This is a genomic window from Streptomyces sp. RLA012, from assembly GCF_056270325.1.
In genome coordinates, this window is sequence record NZ_JBWDPA010000002.1 from 1165345 (window position 1) to 1180569 (window position 15225).

The 15225-nt window shown below is 68.6% G+C and carries 14 protein-coding genes and 5 pseudogenes; 7 read left to right on the forward strand and 12 right to left on the reverse strand.

What is annotated here, in order from left to right:
• Positions 1–141 precede the first annotated feature (141 nt).
• Positions 142–495, reverse strand: a complete 354-nt coding sequence (locus RV986_RS05780) for an SPDY domain-containing protein (protein WP_475916343.1) — start codon at positions 493–495, stop codon at positions 142–144.
• A gap of 444 nt (positions 496–939) precedes the next feature.
• On the opposite strand from RV986_RS05780, the gene RV986_RS05785 reads away from it, so the two are divergent.
• Positions 940–1773: a PIG-L family deacetylase gene (locus tag RV986_RS05785; protein ID WP_475916344.1), complete on the forward strand. Its 834-nt coding sequence runs from the start codon at positions 940–942 to the stop codon at positions 1771–1773.
• A 370-nt stretch (positions 1774–2143) separates the two neighbouring features.
• Positions 2144–2467: pseudogene (locus tag RV986_RS05790) on the forward strand (helix-turn-helix domain-containing protein); the annotation flags it as partial.
• Between the two features lie 34 nt (positions 2468–2501).
• On the opposite strand, the pseudogene RV986_RS05795 reads toward RV986_RS05790, so the two are convergent.
• The 9 genes and pseudogenes from RV986_RS05795 to RV986_RS05835 all read right to left on the reverse strand — a co-directional run.
• Positions 2502–2639: pseudogene (locus RV986_RS05795) on the reverse strand (integrase core domain-containing protein); the annotation flags it as partial.
• 24 nt (positions 2640–2663) lie between these two features.
• A pseudogene (locus RV986_RS05800) lies at positions 2664–2969 on the reverse strand (integrase core domain-containing protein); the annotation flags it as partial.
• 31 nt (positions 2970–3000) lie between these two features.
• Positions 3001–4350 (reverse strand): IS30 family transposase, encoded by a 1350-nt coding sequence (locus tag RV986_RS05805; RefSeq protein ID WP_475916345.1) that lies wholly within the window; start codon positions 4348–4350, stop codon positions 3001–3003.
• Between the two features lie 79 nt (positions 4351–4429).
• Positions 4430–4912 (reverse strand): annotated as a pseudogene (locus RV986_RS05810) (IS3 family transposase); the annotation flags it as partial.
• 4 nt (positions 4913–4916) lie between these two features.
• A complete protein-coding gene (locus RV986_RS05815; protein WP_475917081.1) occupies positions 4917–6413 on the reverse strand; it encodes a transposase in 1497 nt (498 codons plus the stop codon).
• A gap of 11 nt (positions 6414–6424) precedes the next feature.
• Positions 6425–6625 (reverse strand): hypothetical protein, encoded by a 201-nt coding sequence (locus RV986_RS05820; RefSeq protein WP_475917080.1) that lies wholly within the window; start codon positions 6623–6625, stop codon positions 6425–6427.
• Positions 6626–6734: 109 nt separating this feature from the next.
• Positions 6735–7210: pseudogene (locus tag RV986_RS05825) on the reverse strand (transposase); the annotation flags it as partial.
• 83 nt (positions 7211–7293) lie between these two features.
• The gene (locus tag RV986_RS05830; RefSeq protein WP_475916346.1) at positions 7294–7845 is read right to left on the reverse strand and encodes a hypothetical protein; all 552 of its coding nucleotides are present in this window, start codon (positions 7843–7845) and stop codon (positions 7294–7296) included.
• A 529-nt stretch (positions 7846–8374) separates the two neighbouring features.
• Positions 8375–8905, reverse strand: coding sequence for a LysR substrate-binding domain-containing protein (locus RV986_RS05835; RefSeq protein ID WP_475916347.1), 531 nt, complete (start codon positions 8903–8905; stop codon positions 8375–8377).
• A 23-nt stretch (positions 8906–8928) separates the two neighbouring features.
• Here RV986_RS05835 and RV986_RS05840 point away from each other — a divergent pair, with 23 nt between their 5' ends.
• From RV986_RS05840 to RV986_RS05855, 4 genes are all read left to right on the forward strand, one after another.
• Positions 8929–9627 carry a transposase gene (locus tag RV986_RS05840; RefSeq protein ID WP_475916348.1) on the forward strand — a complete coding sequence of 233 codons (699 nt, stop codon included), beginning with the start codon at positions 8929–8931 and terminating at the stop codon, positions 9625–9627.
• A gap of 1039 nt (positions 9628–10666) precedes the next feature.
• Positions 10667–11659: a dihydroxyacetone kinase subunit DhaK gene (dhaK, locus tag RV986_RS05845; RefSeq protein WP_475916349.1), complete on the forward strand. Its 993-nt coding sequence runs from the start codon at positions 10667–10669 to the stop codon at positions 11657–11659.
• Positions 11660–11726: 67 nt separating this feature from the next.
• On the forward strand, positions 11727–12326 hold the full coding sequence (gene dhaL, locus RV986_RS05850; protein WP_475916350.1) for a dihydroxyacetone kinase subunit DhaL: 600 nt from the start codon (positions 11727–11729) through the stop codon (positions 12324–12326).
• On the forward strand, positions 12319–12744 hold the full coding sequence (locus RV986_RS05855; RefSeq protein ID WP_475916351.1) for a PTS-dependent dihydroxyacetone kinase phosphotransferase subunit DhaM: 426 nt from the start codon (positions 12319–12321) through the stop codon (positions 12742–12744). Before dhaL ends, RV986_RS05855 begins: the two co-directional genes overlap by 8 nt.
• A 52-nt stretch (positions 12745–12796) precedes the next feature.
• On the opposite strand, the gene RV986_RS05860 is transcribed toward RV986_RS05855, so the two are convergent.
• Entirely contained in the window at positions 12797–13462 is a 666-nt protein-coding gene (locus RV986_RS05860) for a TetR/AcrR family transcriptional regulator (RefSeq protein WP_475916352.1), read from the reverse strand.
• 163 nt (positions 13463–13625) lie between these two features.
• Here RV986_RS05860 and RV986_RS05865 point away from each other — a divergent pair, with 163 nt between their 5' ends.
• Entirely contained in the window at positions 13626–14384 is a 759-nt protein-coding gene (locus RV986_RS05865) for an SDR family NAD(P)-dependent oxidoreductase (protein ID WP_475916353.1), read from the forward strand.
• Between the two features lie 101 nt (positions 14385–14485).
• Here RV986_RS05865 and RV986_RS05870 read toward each other — a convergent pair whose 3' ends face one another.
• Entirely contained in the window at positions 14486–15202 is a 717-nt protein-coding gene (locus tag RV986_RS05870) for a glycoside hydrolase family 75 protein (protein ID WP_475924186.1), read from the reverse strand.
• Between the last annotated feature and the right edge of the window lie 23 nt (positions 15203–15225).

Sequence of the window (15225 nt, forward strand, 5' to 3'; positions counted from 1 at the left end):
ATGAGATCGCCGACGGTCATCTCCGGGGACGTCACGAACAGCCTTCTCGGGTGAGGAAAACGGTGAGCGGTGAAACCAGCCGACGGCCGGCAGTCAGTCGGCCGCCCTCGGGGCGAGAACTACCTGTGGGCGCCTGCGCTGTCATGGGCGATGTGAGGTCTCCAGCACGCGCGCCACGGCGGCGGCGACGATGTCGGCCGGCGTCTCGGTGTCGAACGACAGGTGGTAGCCGCGTATCTTTGCCGTGCCGGTGACGGCGATCTTCCATCCCTCGCCATCGGTACCGGGACGACCGAGCGGGAACCAGCCGAGGTAGAACCGGCCATCCTTCGAGCCGACGTACACGTCCGCGCGGTCGTCCACGATGAGATGGAAGTCCTCCGCGGAGAACTGGTCCATGACGAGCGTGGGCCGGCCAGGACCGAGCTGCCACTCGCGCAGCCGCAGGGCTTCGACGGTGGTGGAGAAACCGGGGCCAACAGACGCTACGGTCACCGGCAATCACCTCTCTGACCTGGGGTTTCTTGCAAGGTCGTCTACGTTGACATGTTTCCGCAGGCATTGGCCAGTCTTTCCGCGATCTTTCCTGTCTGCCCCCGGCGAACTGTTGTCCTTTGACAATGTAAGATCTCAAATTTCGTGTCGGAATCTCACGGCTCGTGCCGGATCGAAGTCGGATCCGACGTGGCGCCGGCCGAGACATGCAGGTCGCGCCTGTACCTCGTTCGCGTTGAAACGCCGACGCCTGGAAGGCCAGGCGGCCTCGCCGGGAACAGCCGGTCCGGCCGGCGCGGTTGCATCGACCGAGGGACCGGCGCCGCACGGGCGGGGAACACGGAGACCACAAGGTCGTCCGCCCCACCAGGATCCGGGCCCCAGGATCGCGGTACACCCGCCGCGCACTGGGACCAAGACATATTTCTACAGGAGGACTGTTTCATGACTGACCGGCCTTTGACGCTCATGGCAGTACACGCCCACCCCGACGACGAGGCCACCGGAACCGGAGGAGTCCTCGCGCGGTACGCGGCGGAAGGCATCCGCACGGTTCTCGTGACGTGTACCGACGGCAGTTGCGGTGACGGACCGGGGAGTGTCAAACCGGGTGATCCCGGGCACGATCCGGCGGCGGTCGCCTTGATGCGCCGTCAAGAACTTGAGGCGAGCTGTGACGTCCTGAAGGTCAGCGATCTGGAGATGCTGGACTATGCCGACTCCGGGATGACGGGCTGGCCGAGCAACGACGCCCCCGGATCCTTCTGGCAGACCCCCGTGCAGGAAGGCGCGGCCCGACTCGCGGAACTCATGCGGCACTACCGGCCTGATGTGGTGGTCACCTACGACGAGAACGGCTTCTACGGCCACCCCGACCACATCCAGGCCCACCGCATCACGATGGCGGCGCTGGAGATGACCGCGCTGACACCGAAGGTGTACTGGACCACGATGCCCCGCTCGATGATGCAGCGGTTCGGCGAGATCATGCGCGAGTTTCATCCGGACATGCCGGAGCCGGATCCCGCCGAGGCCGCCGCGATGGCCAAGATCGGCCTCCCCGACGATGAGATCACCACCTGGGTGGACACCACCGCGTTCAGCGGCCAGAAGTTCGACGCATTGGCCGCGCACGCCAGTCAGGGCGAGAACATCTTCTTCCTCAAGATGGGCAAGGAGAGGTTCGGCGAGTTGATGGGCATGGAGACCTTCGTACGTGTCCAGGACGCCACCGGCGCGGCCGTACCCGAGAACGATCTCTTCGCCGGACTGCGCTGATCCACTCCGCCCGGCCAGGTCCTATCCGGCCGCCCGAGGAGGAGGTGACACCTTTTGGCAGTCACGCGACGGCAGTTGTCGAAGCCTTGCCTCAACCGGCACGCCGCTGGGTGGTCGTGGTGCGCTGGTTGTCGGCCTCGCGCCGGTGTCCGACGATGGTCTGGGCCACTGCGTCGGCGTGGGGCGTCAGGACCAAGTGTCCGATGTGGGTTTCGAACGCGCTCGCGTCGATCAGGAACCGAGGGGCCCGAACCGCCCAGGGAATCGCGCCGGCTGGGCGACCGGTTTCCTGGTCGTATTCGGTTACTGAGGTTGAACTCGGGTTGTCGTAGGCGATGACAGTGCTTGATCCTCGCGGTACGCCGTCTTCATGAGGTACGCGCAGGGCGGTGGCCTGAGCGATGAGCGCAGGCAGTTCCGCGAGGACATCCGGCTGAGGGCCGCCGAGCGGTTTGCCCTCGGAGAGTCGAGCTCGGCGCTCGCCAGGGAGTTACGGGTCAGCGTGCGCTCGGCCCAGCGATGGCGGCGGACGTGGTCGAGTGGCGGACCGCGGGCCCTGCGCTCGGCCGGCTCGGCCCCGCCGCCCAGTTTGAGCGACGCACAGTTCGCCGTACTCGAAGCCGAGCCGGCCAAGGCGCCGGTCGCGCACGGTTGGTCCGACCAGCGCTGGACGCTGTCGAGGATCAAGACCGTGACTGAGGTTGATCCCGGGGAGTGGACACCGGGTTTCATGCGACGAGTGACAGCGTACGTGATGTGGTCAGTTGCTGTTCGAACTCGGCTGGTGTGAGGTAGCCGAGCGCGGAATGCCGACGGCGCCGGTTGTAGTACGACAGCCAGCGGAACAGCTCCAGCCGAGTCTGTGAACCGCCCCGGGTTCGGTAGAGATCTCAGATTGTGGTTGTGACCTGGGGTTTCGTGGATTCCATGTAGTGATTGGCCTCGTACTCGACGGGTGGAACGTGGCCTATCTCACCGTGGAGGCGCCGGTGGTTGTACCAGTCGACCCACTCGGCGGTGGCCAACTCGACCTGGGAGAGCGACTTCCAGGGACGTTGGGGTTTGATCAACTCGGTTTTGTACAGACCGATCGTGGACTCCATCAGGGCGTTGTCGTATGCGTCCCCGACTGATCCAATACTCGCCGCGATGCCGGCCGCGTCGAGGTGTTCGGCGAGGCGGAACGACGTGTATTGGCCAGGTTCAACCAGTGGATGCAACACCGGCTTATTTCATCGATAGTAGATGGTCGTTGAGGGCCTCGGCGGGCGTCTTCCAACCGAGGCTCTTCCGGGGCCGGCTGTTGAGCGTGGCAGCGACCGCCTCGATATCCTCAGCCGCCCATCGAGAAAGGTCAGTTCCCTTCGGGAAGTATTGGCGCAACAGGCCGTTCGTGTTCTCGTTGGTGCCGCGCTGCCAGGGGCTGTGCGGGTCGGCGAAGTAGACCGGGATGCCGGTCTCGATCGTGAACTGGGCGTGTGCCGACAGCTCCTTGCCGCGGTCCCAGGTCAGCGACCGCCATAGTTGCCCGGGCAGGGTGCCGACCGTTGCTGCCAGCGCGTTCTTCATCGTCACCGCTCCGTAGCCGGCCAGCGGCGGCCCATTCTTGGTCCGGGGAACCGTGCCGTAGCCGTCCTCGCGGGGAAGATGGACGAGCACCGTGAACCGGGTGGTGCGCTCGACCAGCGTGCCGATCGCCGACCGCTCCAGTCCGATCAGAAGATCGCCCTCCCAGTGTCCCGGAACGGCCCGGTCGTCGGCTTCGGCCGACCGTTCACTGATCAACACCTCGGGCGTGACGTGGGCCCACGACGTCCGCTTGGACCGGGCTCGGGGCACCCGCAGGGCCCTGCCGGTGCGCAGGCAGGCGACGAGCTCGCGCTTGAGCGTTCCCCGGCCTTCGATGAACAGGGCCTGGTAGATCGCCTCGTGGCTGATCCGCATGGACTCATCATCGGGGAAGTCGACCTTCAGCCGGTTCGCGATCTGCTCCGGACTCCACGCCATGACCCACCGGCGGTCGCCGCGGTGCGGCTTGTTCCTGCCCTTCCACCGCGGCCCCTCCGGCCCCAGCATCATCCCGTCGGGGCGGCTGACCTGGCCGGAAAGCCTTTCCTGTACGTAGTCGCGCAACCGGTCGTTGGCCGCCAGTTTCGCGGTCTTCGGGCGCCGGGCCACCAGATCGGCCTTCCACTGGGCGACCGAAGCCCTGTAGTCCAGTCGGCCGCCACGAGTCGCGGCGTTGCGCCGCAGTTCCCGGGACACCGTCGAAGGATCACGGCCGAGACGTCGCGCGGTCTCCCGGACGCTGATGCCCCGCGCTTTCAGGATCGCGATCTCTTCACGCTCGTGAAAGGACAGGTACCGGCCGGACTGCGGAGCAAGATCCATTGGTGGCATGCCGCCACCGTGGCGGAACCACCTTCCCCCCGCCGCTTGGGATACGCCGACCGAAGCTGCCGACTCCTCCGGGAGCAGTCCCTTCGCGATCCCCCGCCAGAACTGACGTTCCGCTTCCCGCCGTAGCGCCGGTGCACCTGGTGACTTCATCGGCGAACGCCCGGTCAACGCTGCCATCCACCCTGCTGGCCTGCCCATCAACACCTCCGAGGACGAGGTGTTGCAACGACCGGTTGAATCCGCCTTGAGCCCCGGCATCGGAGTGGTGGATCAGCTGCCCCGGAGTGTGCCGGCGGTCCTCGCGGTCGCGCTGCCACAGGGCCATCTCCAGTGCATCCAGGACGAGTTGGGTCTTCTTGGAGGTGGAGGCGGACCAGCCGACGATGCGCCGGGAGAAGGTGTCCACGACGAAGGCGACGTAGACGACACCGCTCCAGGCGGCGACATGCGTGAAGTCGGCAACCCAGCAGCGGTTCGGGGCACGGGCGACGAAGTCGCGGTCGAGAAGGTCCGGGGCCCGCCCGGCGGCCGGATCGGTGATCGTCGTGATCACCTTCTTGCCGCGGACGGCGCCGGTGATGCCGAGTTCGCGCATGAGACGCTCGATGGTGCAGCGGGCCACCGTATGTCCCTGCCGGTTCAGCTCGCGCCAGATCTTCCGGGCCCCGTAGACACGGTAGTTGGACGTGTAGACCTCCTGGATCCGTTCTTTGAGTTCCTCATCGACCCTGTTGCCCATTCGGCTACGCGGCGAGGCTGAGTTCGAGTCGGGCGAGGTGGCTGGTGTGGCGGCGGTCGAGTGGTTTGCCGTTCCACCAGGCGTTCAGGCGGATGAGGTTGAGGGCGACGGCGCTGTGGACGTGTTCGAGGTGGGTCTTGGCCAGGCCGCGGTAGCGGGCCCGGCGGCTGTCGGTGACGGCGAGGGCCTGTCGGATGGTGCCCTCGACGCCGGAGCGTAGGGCGTATGCGTCCTGCCAGTGCCGGTCGGCCTGCTCGGCGCGGGCGGTACGCAGGGCTTCGGTCAGCGGGCGCGGGTTCAAGGTGAGCTGGCGGAAGCCCCGGCGGCTGGTGGTGCACAACTCGCGGACCGGGCAGGGGCCGCAGGCCGGTTTGGTGAAAGCGACCACGATCATCGGATAGCCGTGCTGGGTGCACGGGCTCCAGGAAGAGCTGGTCTGCCCCTGGGGGCAGGTGACCTGCTGGTACTTCCAGTCGATGGTGAATGCGTCGGCCTGGAAGCCGGCGTTCTCGCGGGCCTGGCGGGACTGGTCGAGCAGAACCGGGGTGATCAGTGCGATGCCGTAGGTCTGGCGGGACTTCACGATCAGGTCGGCGCTGGGGTAGCCGGAGTCGAGGTAGTGCTCGCCCGGGAGCAGGCCGCGGCGCTGCAATTGCTGGTGGATGCCGTCCAGGGCCTTGGTGTCGGGGACGGTGGAGGCGGTGGTGGCCACGTTCGTGATCAGGTTCGGGGCGGTGCGCTCCTTTTCAGGCGCGCCCGTGCAGCTCTCGCTCACGTGCAGCTTGAACCCGTTCCAGAACGTGTCGCGCTTGGCGGACCAGCGGGTGTCGAGGTCGTAGGGGGAAGCGATGCGCAGATGGCCGGGCGGAAGCCCGTCACCACCCTCCTCGGTCCTGGTGCGCCGGGCCACGACCTCGCGCCCGCCCCGTGCGGTGGTGCGGGTGTAGTTCTGCAGCAGCACGGTGCGCAGGGTCTGCACCGCGGGCAGCTCTCGCAGCCAGGGTTCGGAGCGTGGATCGTAGACGGCGCTGAGCAGGGCGAAGCCGTCGCGGGCGTAGGTCAGCGCGAGCTGGTCGCGCTTGGTGGCGGAGGAAGGCATGCGCCAGGTGTCGATCCGGGTGTCGTAGCGGCGCGACCAGCCGGGCACGTCCAGCACGCCGGCGACCCAGTGCGGCGCGGCCACCGTCAACGCCTCCACCGCCGCCCGCACGCTCTCCCCTGCCAGCTCCAGGCGGTTCAGGTCCCGCACCGCGGAGACGATATGGGTGGAGTCGGTGCGCTGCTTGCCCCCGGCACCGGCCAGACCCTGCTCCGTCAGCCTGGCCAGCAGCAGGTCCAGGACCTTCTCCTCCAGATGGTGCTCGACCACCCGGGTACGGAACTGGGACAGCACGGTGAAGTCGAAGCCGGTGTCGGTCAGCTCCAACCCGAGCGCGTAGGCCCACGAAAGCCGGTCACGCACCGCCTCAGCGGCTTGGCGGTCCGTCAAGTTCTCCGCCATCTGGAACACCGTCACCAACGCGAGCCGACCCGGGGACCAGCCCGCCGCCCTGTCGCGCCAAAAGCCTCCGCGAACTCCTCGTCCGGGAACAGTTCCCCCAGCCGGTCGCGCACCGCCACCGGCAACGGCACCTGCCGCCCGTAGTTCTTCGCCCGTACCGCCCGCGCCACCACGGGATCCGGCTCCGGCCACGACCGCGGCTCCATCGACACGCCCATCCCACCCCACGACCGGGGACCAGGAAAGAACCGACCGCACCACCAACCCTGCCAGCACCACCAAGCCGCTGTCAGCCTTCAACTGCCAATAGGCAACAGGGTCCTCATCGCGCACGGAACGGGCGGAGGGAGTTTCAAGGCGTTTCTTGTGGGCGTAATACGTGGAAGGGGCGATCTTGCAGTCGTGCTCGGTGAGCGTCCTGCAGATCGGCTCGACGCCGCCGAAGCGGTCCCGGTGCTCTTCGATGAACGCTACGAGCGTGTGTGTGGCCGGTCGAGCTCGGCCGCGAAGAAACTCGCCGCGGCCTTCAGGATCTCGTTGGCCCGCTTGAGTTCGGCGTTCTCCTTCTTCAACGCCTTGAGCTGGGCTGACTCCTCCGTCGTCGTCCCCGGACTCTGGCCCGCGTCGATCGCGTGCTGCTTCACCCAGTTCCGCAGCGTCTCGCGCGAGCCGATGTCGAGCTTCTCGGCCACCGCCTGCAAGGCGGCCGTCTCGGTCGGATAGTCGTCGCACACCTCGGCGACCATGCGCACCGCACGACGGCGGAGCTCAAGCGGGTAACGGGAAGGTCGTGCCATGACTCGATCCTTTCACGAAATCGAGTCTCCATTCGAGCCGGGGCGGTTCACCGAAGCGATGGTCTACTGGTCGATGATCCTGCTCATGACCCGCCGCCTGGCCCGGCCACACCCTGGGCGAGGGTGAACCGGCCTGGCTGCTGCTCGGCCGGCCAGCCGCGCGCGACCAGGCGCTTCGCCTTCGACCGCAGTGCTTCCACCCGCGCCGGCATCATGTCCATGCCGAACGCCGCGGCCATCTCCTGGCAGGTCAGTGGCCCTTGATGGAGCCGGGCCCGGTCCGCGAGCGCCCTAAGGATGCGCTGGTAGTCCACCGACAGCACCGACCAGGCCAGCCCTTCACGCCACATCGGAACCTGCGACTTCGTCTTCGCTGCCTCCGGCACCTTCGGCGTCTTTCCGGTCTGCTCCTCGGCGGCCGGCGCGGTCCCCTCGGCCCAGGCGGGGTCCTGCCCGCTCTCGTCCACGGGGGCCAGCACCTCGCCGACCCGCGAGCAGGCGATGGCCCACTCCTTCCATTCCCGCTCGGCCACGGCCAACTCGGCCTGGACACGGTCGGCGTCCTCCCGCAGCTCGTCCACACGACGGCGAGCACCCAGCTCACGCTGTTCCAACAGCCCAACCACCGACGGCATCCACGACCTCCCGGGCAGCGACAGCACGACAGGCCACAACTCCCACGGGATCGCCGACCCTATGCCCGACCAGCGGAAACGCAGTCCTCAAGTCCGGAACGACAACAGCTTCTGAGCTGCCGTGGACAGTCTGGGCTCCACCATGGCGCATGGAACTCCGGTTGGAGCGTCGGCTACAGCGTGCATGGTGAGACTCATGGTGATCACGGCCAAAAGGGAGCGGGTTCTGACCACTCCAGGAGACGGCCACGCACCACCGTGGCGATTGAGTAAGTAGTGCTCATTCTGGCTATTCCTACCGATACGGGGACGCGCTGCGCGACGGATCAACACCGCGACAGGACGGCCGTCCGCACGTCCTGCTCGACAGGGGCAGGCCGACCACGGGCAGCCGGTTCACTCCCAGCGGGGTCAGTTCACGGCTGTCCTGATCGCCTCCGCCGTGCTCCCGGCCGTCTTCGCATTCGGCTACTACGGCGCGGGTCCCTCGTCGGCCGGATGAGAGAGGTCATTTCCAAGGTGCGGCTGGTCAGCCAGCAACCACATCGGTTGCCCAGCCTCCTGCGCGGTGCGTCAGATCAGGCTTTTCAGGAGTTCTTCGACCGCGTCGACCAGGGGATCGCCCTCGGTGGCCCGGGCGCCGGACCGATCCGAGCTCTACGTCGGGCAGTTCTGGCAGGCCACGCACCGCCATCCCGAGTTCGACCTGAGCGGGAAGTACAGCCGCCATGCCCGGCCCAGCACGGACTGCACTTTGAACACCGGCCAGGCTGGTGCTCTCGAAGGCGACACGCCAGGCGTGTCTGCTGTCCTTGAGAGCGTCGAGCACCAGCATGCGCCAGCGGCACGGTTGCGAGAACAGCACGAGCGGCAGCGGGTCCAGGCTGAGATCCACCTCGGGACCGGCAGCCCACACCAGTGGCAGCCGCACGGTCCAGCGTGGAGGTTCGGAGAGATGGGACGGGTCGCACAGCGCCAGGTGGATGCAGTTGCTCGCGAAGTCCCTTCTCACCGCCGGCCCGTGCCCGCTGACCAGCTCCAGCGTCGCTTGCGGATGCATGCGGGCGAAGTCGGCCAGCCTGCGTGATCGACTCGCAGTCCGTCGAGGCGGACGCGGTCGTCGGCGCGGACAGCGGTGGCTTCGACAGCGGCAAGCCGGTCAACGGCCGCAAGCGGCACGTCGTGTTCGACACGCTCGGCCTGCTGCTGGGAGTGATGGTCACCGCCGCGGACACCGGTGACCACTCCGCCGCCCACGTCCTGCCCCTCGCCATCAAGCCGCTGACAGGACAGTTCCAGGAGGCCGCCTGCACACTGCTCCTCAATGAAATCACCGAGAGTTCGTTCGGCATGCAGGCCGTCTTCCTCAACGACGCCCTGATCACCTTGGACATCACGGACCCCGACGCTCTGGCGCGGCTGCGTCCGCGCCTCCAGTCCACCGTGGAACTACTGACCGGCGTAAATGGAGTTCGGAGCATCTGGGATGACTTCGTGGACATACTGATCACCGAACTGTCCATCAAATCTTCGGACATGCATGCGCGAGCCCCGCTAACCGGCTTGAAGAACCTGCGGGCGAGATCACAGGTGGCGGGCGACCAGCTGGTCCCCGGCCTGACGTGTCACCAGGCCAAGGGCAAGGAGTGGGGCACCGTCGGGGTCAGGCTGGAGGAGAACGACGCCGCAGCGCTGTACAACGGCCTCGTCCCCGAAAACGAGGAGCATCGTTGCCTGTACGTCGCCCTCACCAGGGCACGACGCCTCACCATCGCTCTTTGACCTACCGGGACCGCCCCATCCATGACCCGCTGCCCGGCCCGGCCATCTGCTGATTGCGTGGCCCTCGCGCAGGCGAGGGGATCCGACTGTCGTCTCGGGTCGGGCGTGATGGCGGGTGGTCGGAGAAGCGGTCCTCGCACACGCGAGGGCAACTGAGCAGGGTCGGAGCCGGCGTGCGCGCGGACGTCATCCGGTCACCTGACTACTCGCCAGTAAAGACAGGTCAGGGGCTATAAATGTCTGATCAGACCCGGTCACAAATGCCATCACATGCACGTCGCCCTCCGCCCGAGTCGATCGCCACGAGACGCGCGCCTCCCCTTGCTCCGTTCCTGCCCAGGGGAGGCACTCACCACGCCTCGCGGATACCCGATCCAGGGACGTAACCGCAGGTCAACACACCTAACCCCTCCTTCGATGGCACCGGCGGGAGTTCGGGAGCGTGCAACCGAGCGCCGCCCTGACTGTGCACTTCGCCGAAGCGAGTCCCCTCCATCCAGCCCTTCCGACCCTCTTCGATGTCGTACCCACTGACCCCCTTCACGACATCTGGCAGCCAGCCAGAATTTCGGGGATGCTCGGTTCAGCGGGCCGCAACAGACTTCTCCACCACCAGGCCTGCATGGAATGAGGAACACGCCCGAGTTTGGGATCGAGACACGAAGTGCTTACTACGCTCGCGCCGGAGCCCTCCGCGCCTCCGACGAACACTCGGTCAGGCAGTGTCTCTGCAGTCCGCCCTGAGGCCATACTTCGCCCGACAGCCGGACAGCCACAGACGTTCCCGTTCGCATCCGCACAGATGGTCACCACATCCCCGGCGTCGGCACTTCCCGGAGCAGGCTTCTCGGGCCGATCCGTATGCATGCAAGGCGCATCTGACAACCTGTCACCAAAGTCAGCAACAGGTCAGCGTCAGTACCGCCGGAACCCGCTTCCGACCGACATGAACCGCCAAGATCATTCGCTAGTCCAACATGGCCTGACCTGCAAAAATAGAGGTCAGAGGCTCATCTGCTAGTCTCATCAGGAGGTATCCATGAAGATGCTCATCAACGTGGCGGAGACGGTGGTCGCGGACGCGTTGCGGGGTATGGCGTCCGCGTATCCCGAGCTGACGGTGGACGTGGAGAACCGGCTGATCGTACGGCGGGACGCCCCGGTGGCCGGAAGAGTGGGACTCATCTCCGGTGGCGGGTCGGGGCACGAGCCGCTGCACGGCGGTTTCGTGGGGCCCGGGATGCTGTCCGCGGCCTGTCCGGGCGAGGTCTTTACGTCTCCGGTGCCGGATCAGATGCTGCGGGCAGCCGCGGCCGTGAACAGCGGCGCGGGTGTGCTGTTCATCGTGAAGAACTACACGGGTGACGTGCTCAACTTCGACATGGCGGCCGAACTCGCCGAGGACGAGGGCATCCAGGTGGCGAAGGTCCTCGTCAATGACGATGTCGCGGTCACCGACAGCCTGTACACCGCCGGGCGGCGCGGTACCGGCGCGACCCTGTTCGTGGAGAAGATCGCGGGCGCCGCGGCCGAGGAGGGCGCTCCGCTGGAGCGGGTGGAGGCACTGGCCCGGCAGGTCAACGAGAGTTCCCGCAGTTTCGGTGTCGCGCTCAGCGCCTGCACCACTCCGGCCAAGGGCAGCCCCACCTTCGACCTGCCGCCCGGGGAGCTGGAGCTCGGCGTCGGCATCCACGGCGAGCCGGGCCGCGAACGACGCGCGATGATGACCTCGCGGGAGATCGCCGACTTCTCGGTGCACGCGATCCTGGAGGACTTCAACCCGCGCAATCCCGTACTGCTCCTGGTCAACGGCATGGGCGCGACACCGCTCCTGGAGCTGTACGGCTTCAACGCGGAGGTGCATCGGCTGCTCGGCGAGCGCGGAGTGCCCGTGGCGCGCACCCTGGTCGGGAACTACGTCACCTCGCTGGACATGGCGGGTGCCTCGGTGACGCTGTGCCAGGTGGACGAGGAACTGCTGCGGCTGTGGGACGCGCCGGTGAAGACGCCCGGGTTGCGCTGGGGTGCGTGAACCCCGGCGGCATCGGCATCATGTCGCATGCCGTCCGGCCAACGTTCTTACCACGCAAGGAGATTCTGTGCTCGACGCCGACTTCTTCCGCCGTTGGATGACGGCGACCGCCGCGTCCGTGGATCGCGAGGCGGAGCGGCTCACCGCTCTGGACTCGCCGATCGGCGACGCCGACCACGGCAGCAATCTGCAGCGCGGGTTCACCGCCGTGGTGGCCTCGCTGGAGAAGGAGGCGCCGGACACCCCCGGTGCCGTCCTCACACTCGCCGGAGGCCGGCTGATCTCCACGGTCGGCGGCGCGTCGGGACCCTTGTACGGCACCTTGTTGCGTCGTACGGGCAAGGCGCTCGGGGACGCCGCCGAGGTCACCGAGGAGCAGCTCGCGGACGCGCTGCGCGCGGGCGTGGACGCGGTGATGGCGCTGGGCGGAGCCGCGCCCGGCGACAAGACCATGATCGACGCGCTGGTGCCCGCGGTCGACGCGCTCGCCGACTCCTTCGGCGCGGCGAAGGCGGCCGCCGAGGAGGGCGCCGTCGCCACGACTCCGCTGCAGGCCCGCAAGGGCAGGGCCAGCTACCTGGGCGAGCGCAGCATCGGGCACCAGGATCCCGGCGCCACCTCCTCGTCCCTGCTGATCGCCGCACTCGTGGAGGCCTCCGATGAGTGACTCCCCGGACGCGTCGGACAAGCTGGTCGGCATCGTGCTCGTCTCGCACAGCGCCGCCGTCGCCGCCTCGGTCGCCGAGTTGGCGCAGGGGCTCGCGGCCGGCGGCACCACGGCTCCCGTCGCCCCGGCCGGCGGCACGGTGGACGGCGGTCTCGGCACCAGCGCCGAGCTGATCGCCGCGGCGGCCGCCGCCGTGGACCGCGGCGCCGGGGTCGCCGTCCTCACCGACCTGGGCAGCGCGGTCCTCACGGTGAAGGCCCTGCTCGCCGAGGGCGACGAGCTTCCCGACCACACCCGCCTGGTGGACGCGCCCTTCGTCGAGGGTGCGGTGGCCGCGGTCGTCACGGCCTCGACGGGAGCCGACCTCGCGGCGGTCGAGGCGGCGGCCACGGAGGCGTACGCCTACCGGAAGGTGTGAGCGCCCCGATCGGAGATCCCGGCACGGGCCCCACCGGTGGTGCCGGGCCCGGTCAGGAAAGTCCCTCCGCCGCGACGGCGAGGGCCGAGCGTACGGTCGCCACCAGCTCGGCCTCGGCCGTCGCGGCGTCGGGCTCCCCCTCGGGGGTACGCCACGCATAGTGCTCGACGGCCGTGCGCAGGGCCGCGTTGAGCATGGCGGCCCGGATCTCCGAGCGCAGGTCGACGGCGTCGAGTCCGGCGCGGTCGGCGAGGGCGCGGGCGAACACCGGCTCGGCCTCGTCGTGGGCCTGGAGCCAGACCGCGCGCAGCCCCGGCTCGGTACGGGTCAGCCTCATCAGCGCCCGAATCTTGGGCAGATGCGGTCGGGACATCGACGGCTCGCCGGTGGTGGCCGCCCGTTCCAGAGCGTCCTCAAGGGGCTGCCCGGGGCGCCATTCCCGCAGCGCGGCGGCGATCGCGTCGATCCCGGCCGCGAACAGGGGGCCGACACAGCCCTCCTTGCTCGGGAAGTAGCGCCACACGGTCCGCGCGGAGACGCCGACCGCCTGTCCGATCTGCTCTCCGGTGGTCTCGGCCACTCCCTGCTCGACGAACAGCTCCACCGCGGCGCGGGCGATCTCCAGCCTGATCTCGGCCTTGCGCTGCTCGGTCAGCGGCGGCCGCCCCGTACGGCCGCGCGCCCCGCCCCGGGGTTCGGTGCTCGCGCCGTCCGGCACTGGTGACTCCTCGCTTCGGCGGGCCGCTGCCGCTGCCCGGGACTGCGGCGATTCTAACGATCACAAAAAGCGCCCAGACTTTATGTCATTCAGAGACATTAAGTCGTACCGTGTGGCGCGCAGCGACTTCGTTGCCTCACATACGCACTTCTGGGAGCACGTCATGAGCACCACTGGACTCGCCGGCCGCAGCGTCACCGGCGCGGGCTCGGGCATCGGGCGCGCCACCGCCCTGGCCTTCGCGGCGGAGGGCGCCCGGGTCGTCGTCGCCGACCTCAACGCCGAGGGCGCCGAGAACGTGGTCAAGGAGATCGAGGCGGCCGGCGGCACCGCCCTGGCCGTGACGGGCGACCTGAGCGAGCAGGCCGTGGTCGACCTGGTGACCGCGACCACCGTGGAGCGGTTCGGCGGGGTGGACGTCCTGGTGAACAACGCCGGGATCATGGACCGCATGTCGGCGGTGGGAGAGGTCGGCGACGCGGAGTGGGAGCGGGTCATCCGGGTCAACCTCACCGCCCCCTTCATGCTCACCCGGGCGGTGCTGCCGCACATGCTGGCGGCCGGCAAGGGCGCCATAGTGAACACCGCCTCGGAGGCGAGCCTGCGCGGCAGTGCCGCGGGCGCCGCGTACACCGCCTCCAAGCACGGCATCGCCGGTCTCACCAAGTCCCTCGCCGTGACCTACCGGAACAAGGGCATCCGGGCCAACGCCATCGCCCCGGGCGGCACGAGGACCGCCATCACCGTGGACGCCGCCCCCGACGCCCTCGGCCCCGCGGTCCTCGCCTCGTACCTGGGCAATGTCGGCCACCCGGCCGAGGCCGAGGAGCAGGCCGCCGCGATCGTGTTCCTCGCCTCGGACGCGGCAAGCAACATCAACGGCGCGATCCTGCCCGTCGACAACGGCTGGGCGGCGGTCTGACGACCCTTCAGGTCATTCGGCCTCCAGACCTGCGAACTCCCAGATCTGCGGACTCCAGATCCGCGGAGTCCCGGTCCCGCGGACTTCAGCCCCGCGGGCGCTCAGCCTTCGCCGAGCACGAACTGCCGGGCCAGTCGCTCCCCCGCCGTCACGGCGGCCGCGTGGTTCTCGATGGGTGACACCTGGGAGTCCTTGAAGACGATGTACGTGACCCCGGAGTCCGTCCCGCCGCCCCGCGGGCCGGGGCGGACGCCGAGCGCCTCGGCCGTGGCGTACGAGGCCTCGCCGATGACCTCGTGCGGTCCGGCGTCACCGACGACGGCGTACTGGACCCGGTCCTGGTAGATCACCGCGACCACCGACCCGCCCCGGACGCCGTGGTCACGGTAGTTCCAGATGCCGCTGGGGGTGGGCACGACGACGTACGGCAGGGTCTCGGCGCTCAGGTACCGCCCGTCGGACTGCTGGAAGGCCGTGGTGCCCAAGAACAGCGGGTCGGTCCTGCGGTTGCACAGGCGGCCGGGGCGGCCGTCGCAGTCGATGTCCATGTCGGCCTTCCAGAACACCGCGCCCCGCGTTCCGCAGACGGGAACCCCGGCGGCGGCGCCCACGTCGGTGCGATAGCCCCCTTTCGAGACGGGCACGCAGTCACGGACCTTCGCCAGCAGGTCAGCGGCGCGTACGTCTCCCTCCCGGGCCGGCGGCCCGGGGCGCCCCGGGCCGGCGGCGGGATGTCCCGGGCCGGCGGCGGGATGTCCCGGGCCGGCGGCGGGATGTCCCGTGGGGGCGAGCAGGGCGGCGCCGGCCGCGGCCAGCATCAGTGACCGGACTCGCGGGAAAC

What these genes read in the sequence shown, in the direction of transcription:
- RV986_RS05855 (WP_475916351.1), top strand. Translation starts at nt 12,319, where the DNA reads ATGAGTGACTCCCCGGACGCGTCGGACAAGCTGGTCGGCATCGTGCTC.
- RV986_RS05785 (WP_475916344.1), top strand. Translation starts at nt 940, where the DNA reads ATGACTGACCGGCCTTTGACGCTCATGGCAGTACACGCCCACCCCGAC.
- RV986_RS05835 (WP_475916347.1), bottom strand. Translation starts at nt 8,905, where the DNA reads ATGCATCCGCAAGCGACGCTGGAGCTGGTCAGCGGGCACGGGCCGGCG.
- RV986_RS05865 (WP_475916353.1), top strand. Translation starts at nt 13,626, where the DNA reads ATGAGCACCACTGGACTCGCCGGCCGCAGCGTCACCGGCGCGGGCTCG.
- dhaK (WP_475916349.1), top strand. Translation starts at nt 10,667, where the DNA reads ATGAAGATGCTCATCAACGTGGCGGAGACGGTGGTCGCGGACGCGTTG.
- RV986_RS05815 (WP_475917081.1), bottom strand. Translation starts at nt 6,413, where the DNA reads ATGGCGGAGAACTTGACGGACCGCCAAGCCGCTGAGGCGGTGCGTGAC.
- RV986_RS05870 (WP_475924186.1), bottom strand. Translation starts at nt 15,202, where the DNA reads ATGCTGGCCGCGGCCGGCGCCGCCCTGCTCGCCCCCACGGGACATCCC.
- RV986_RS05805 (WP_475916345.1), bottom strand. Translation starts at nt 4,350, where the DNA reads ATGGCAGCGTTGACCGGGCGTTCGCCGATGAAGTCACCAGGTGCACCG.
- RV986_RS05830 (WP_475916346.1), bottom strand. Translation starts at nt 7,845, where the DNA reads ATGCCGTCGGTGGTTGGGCTGTTGGAACAGCGTGAGCTGGGTGCTCGC.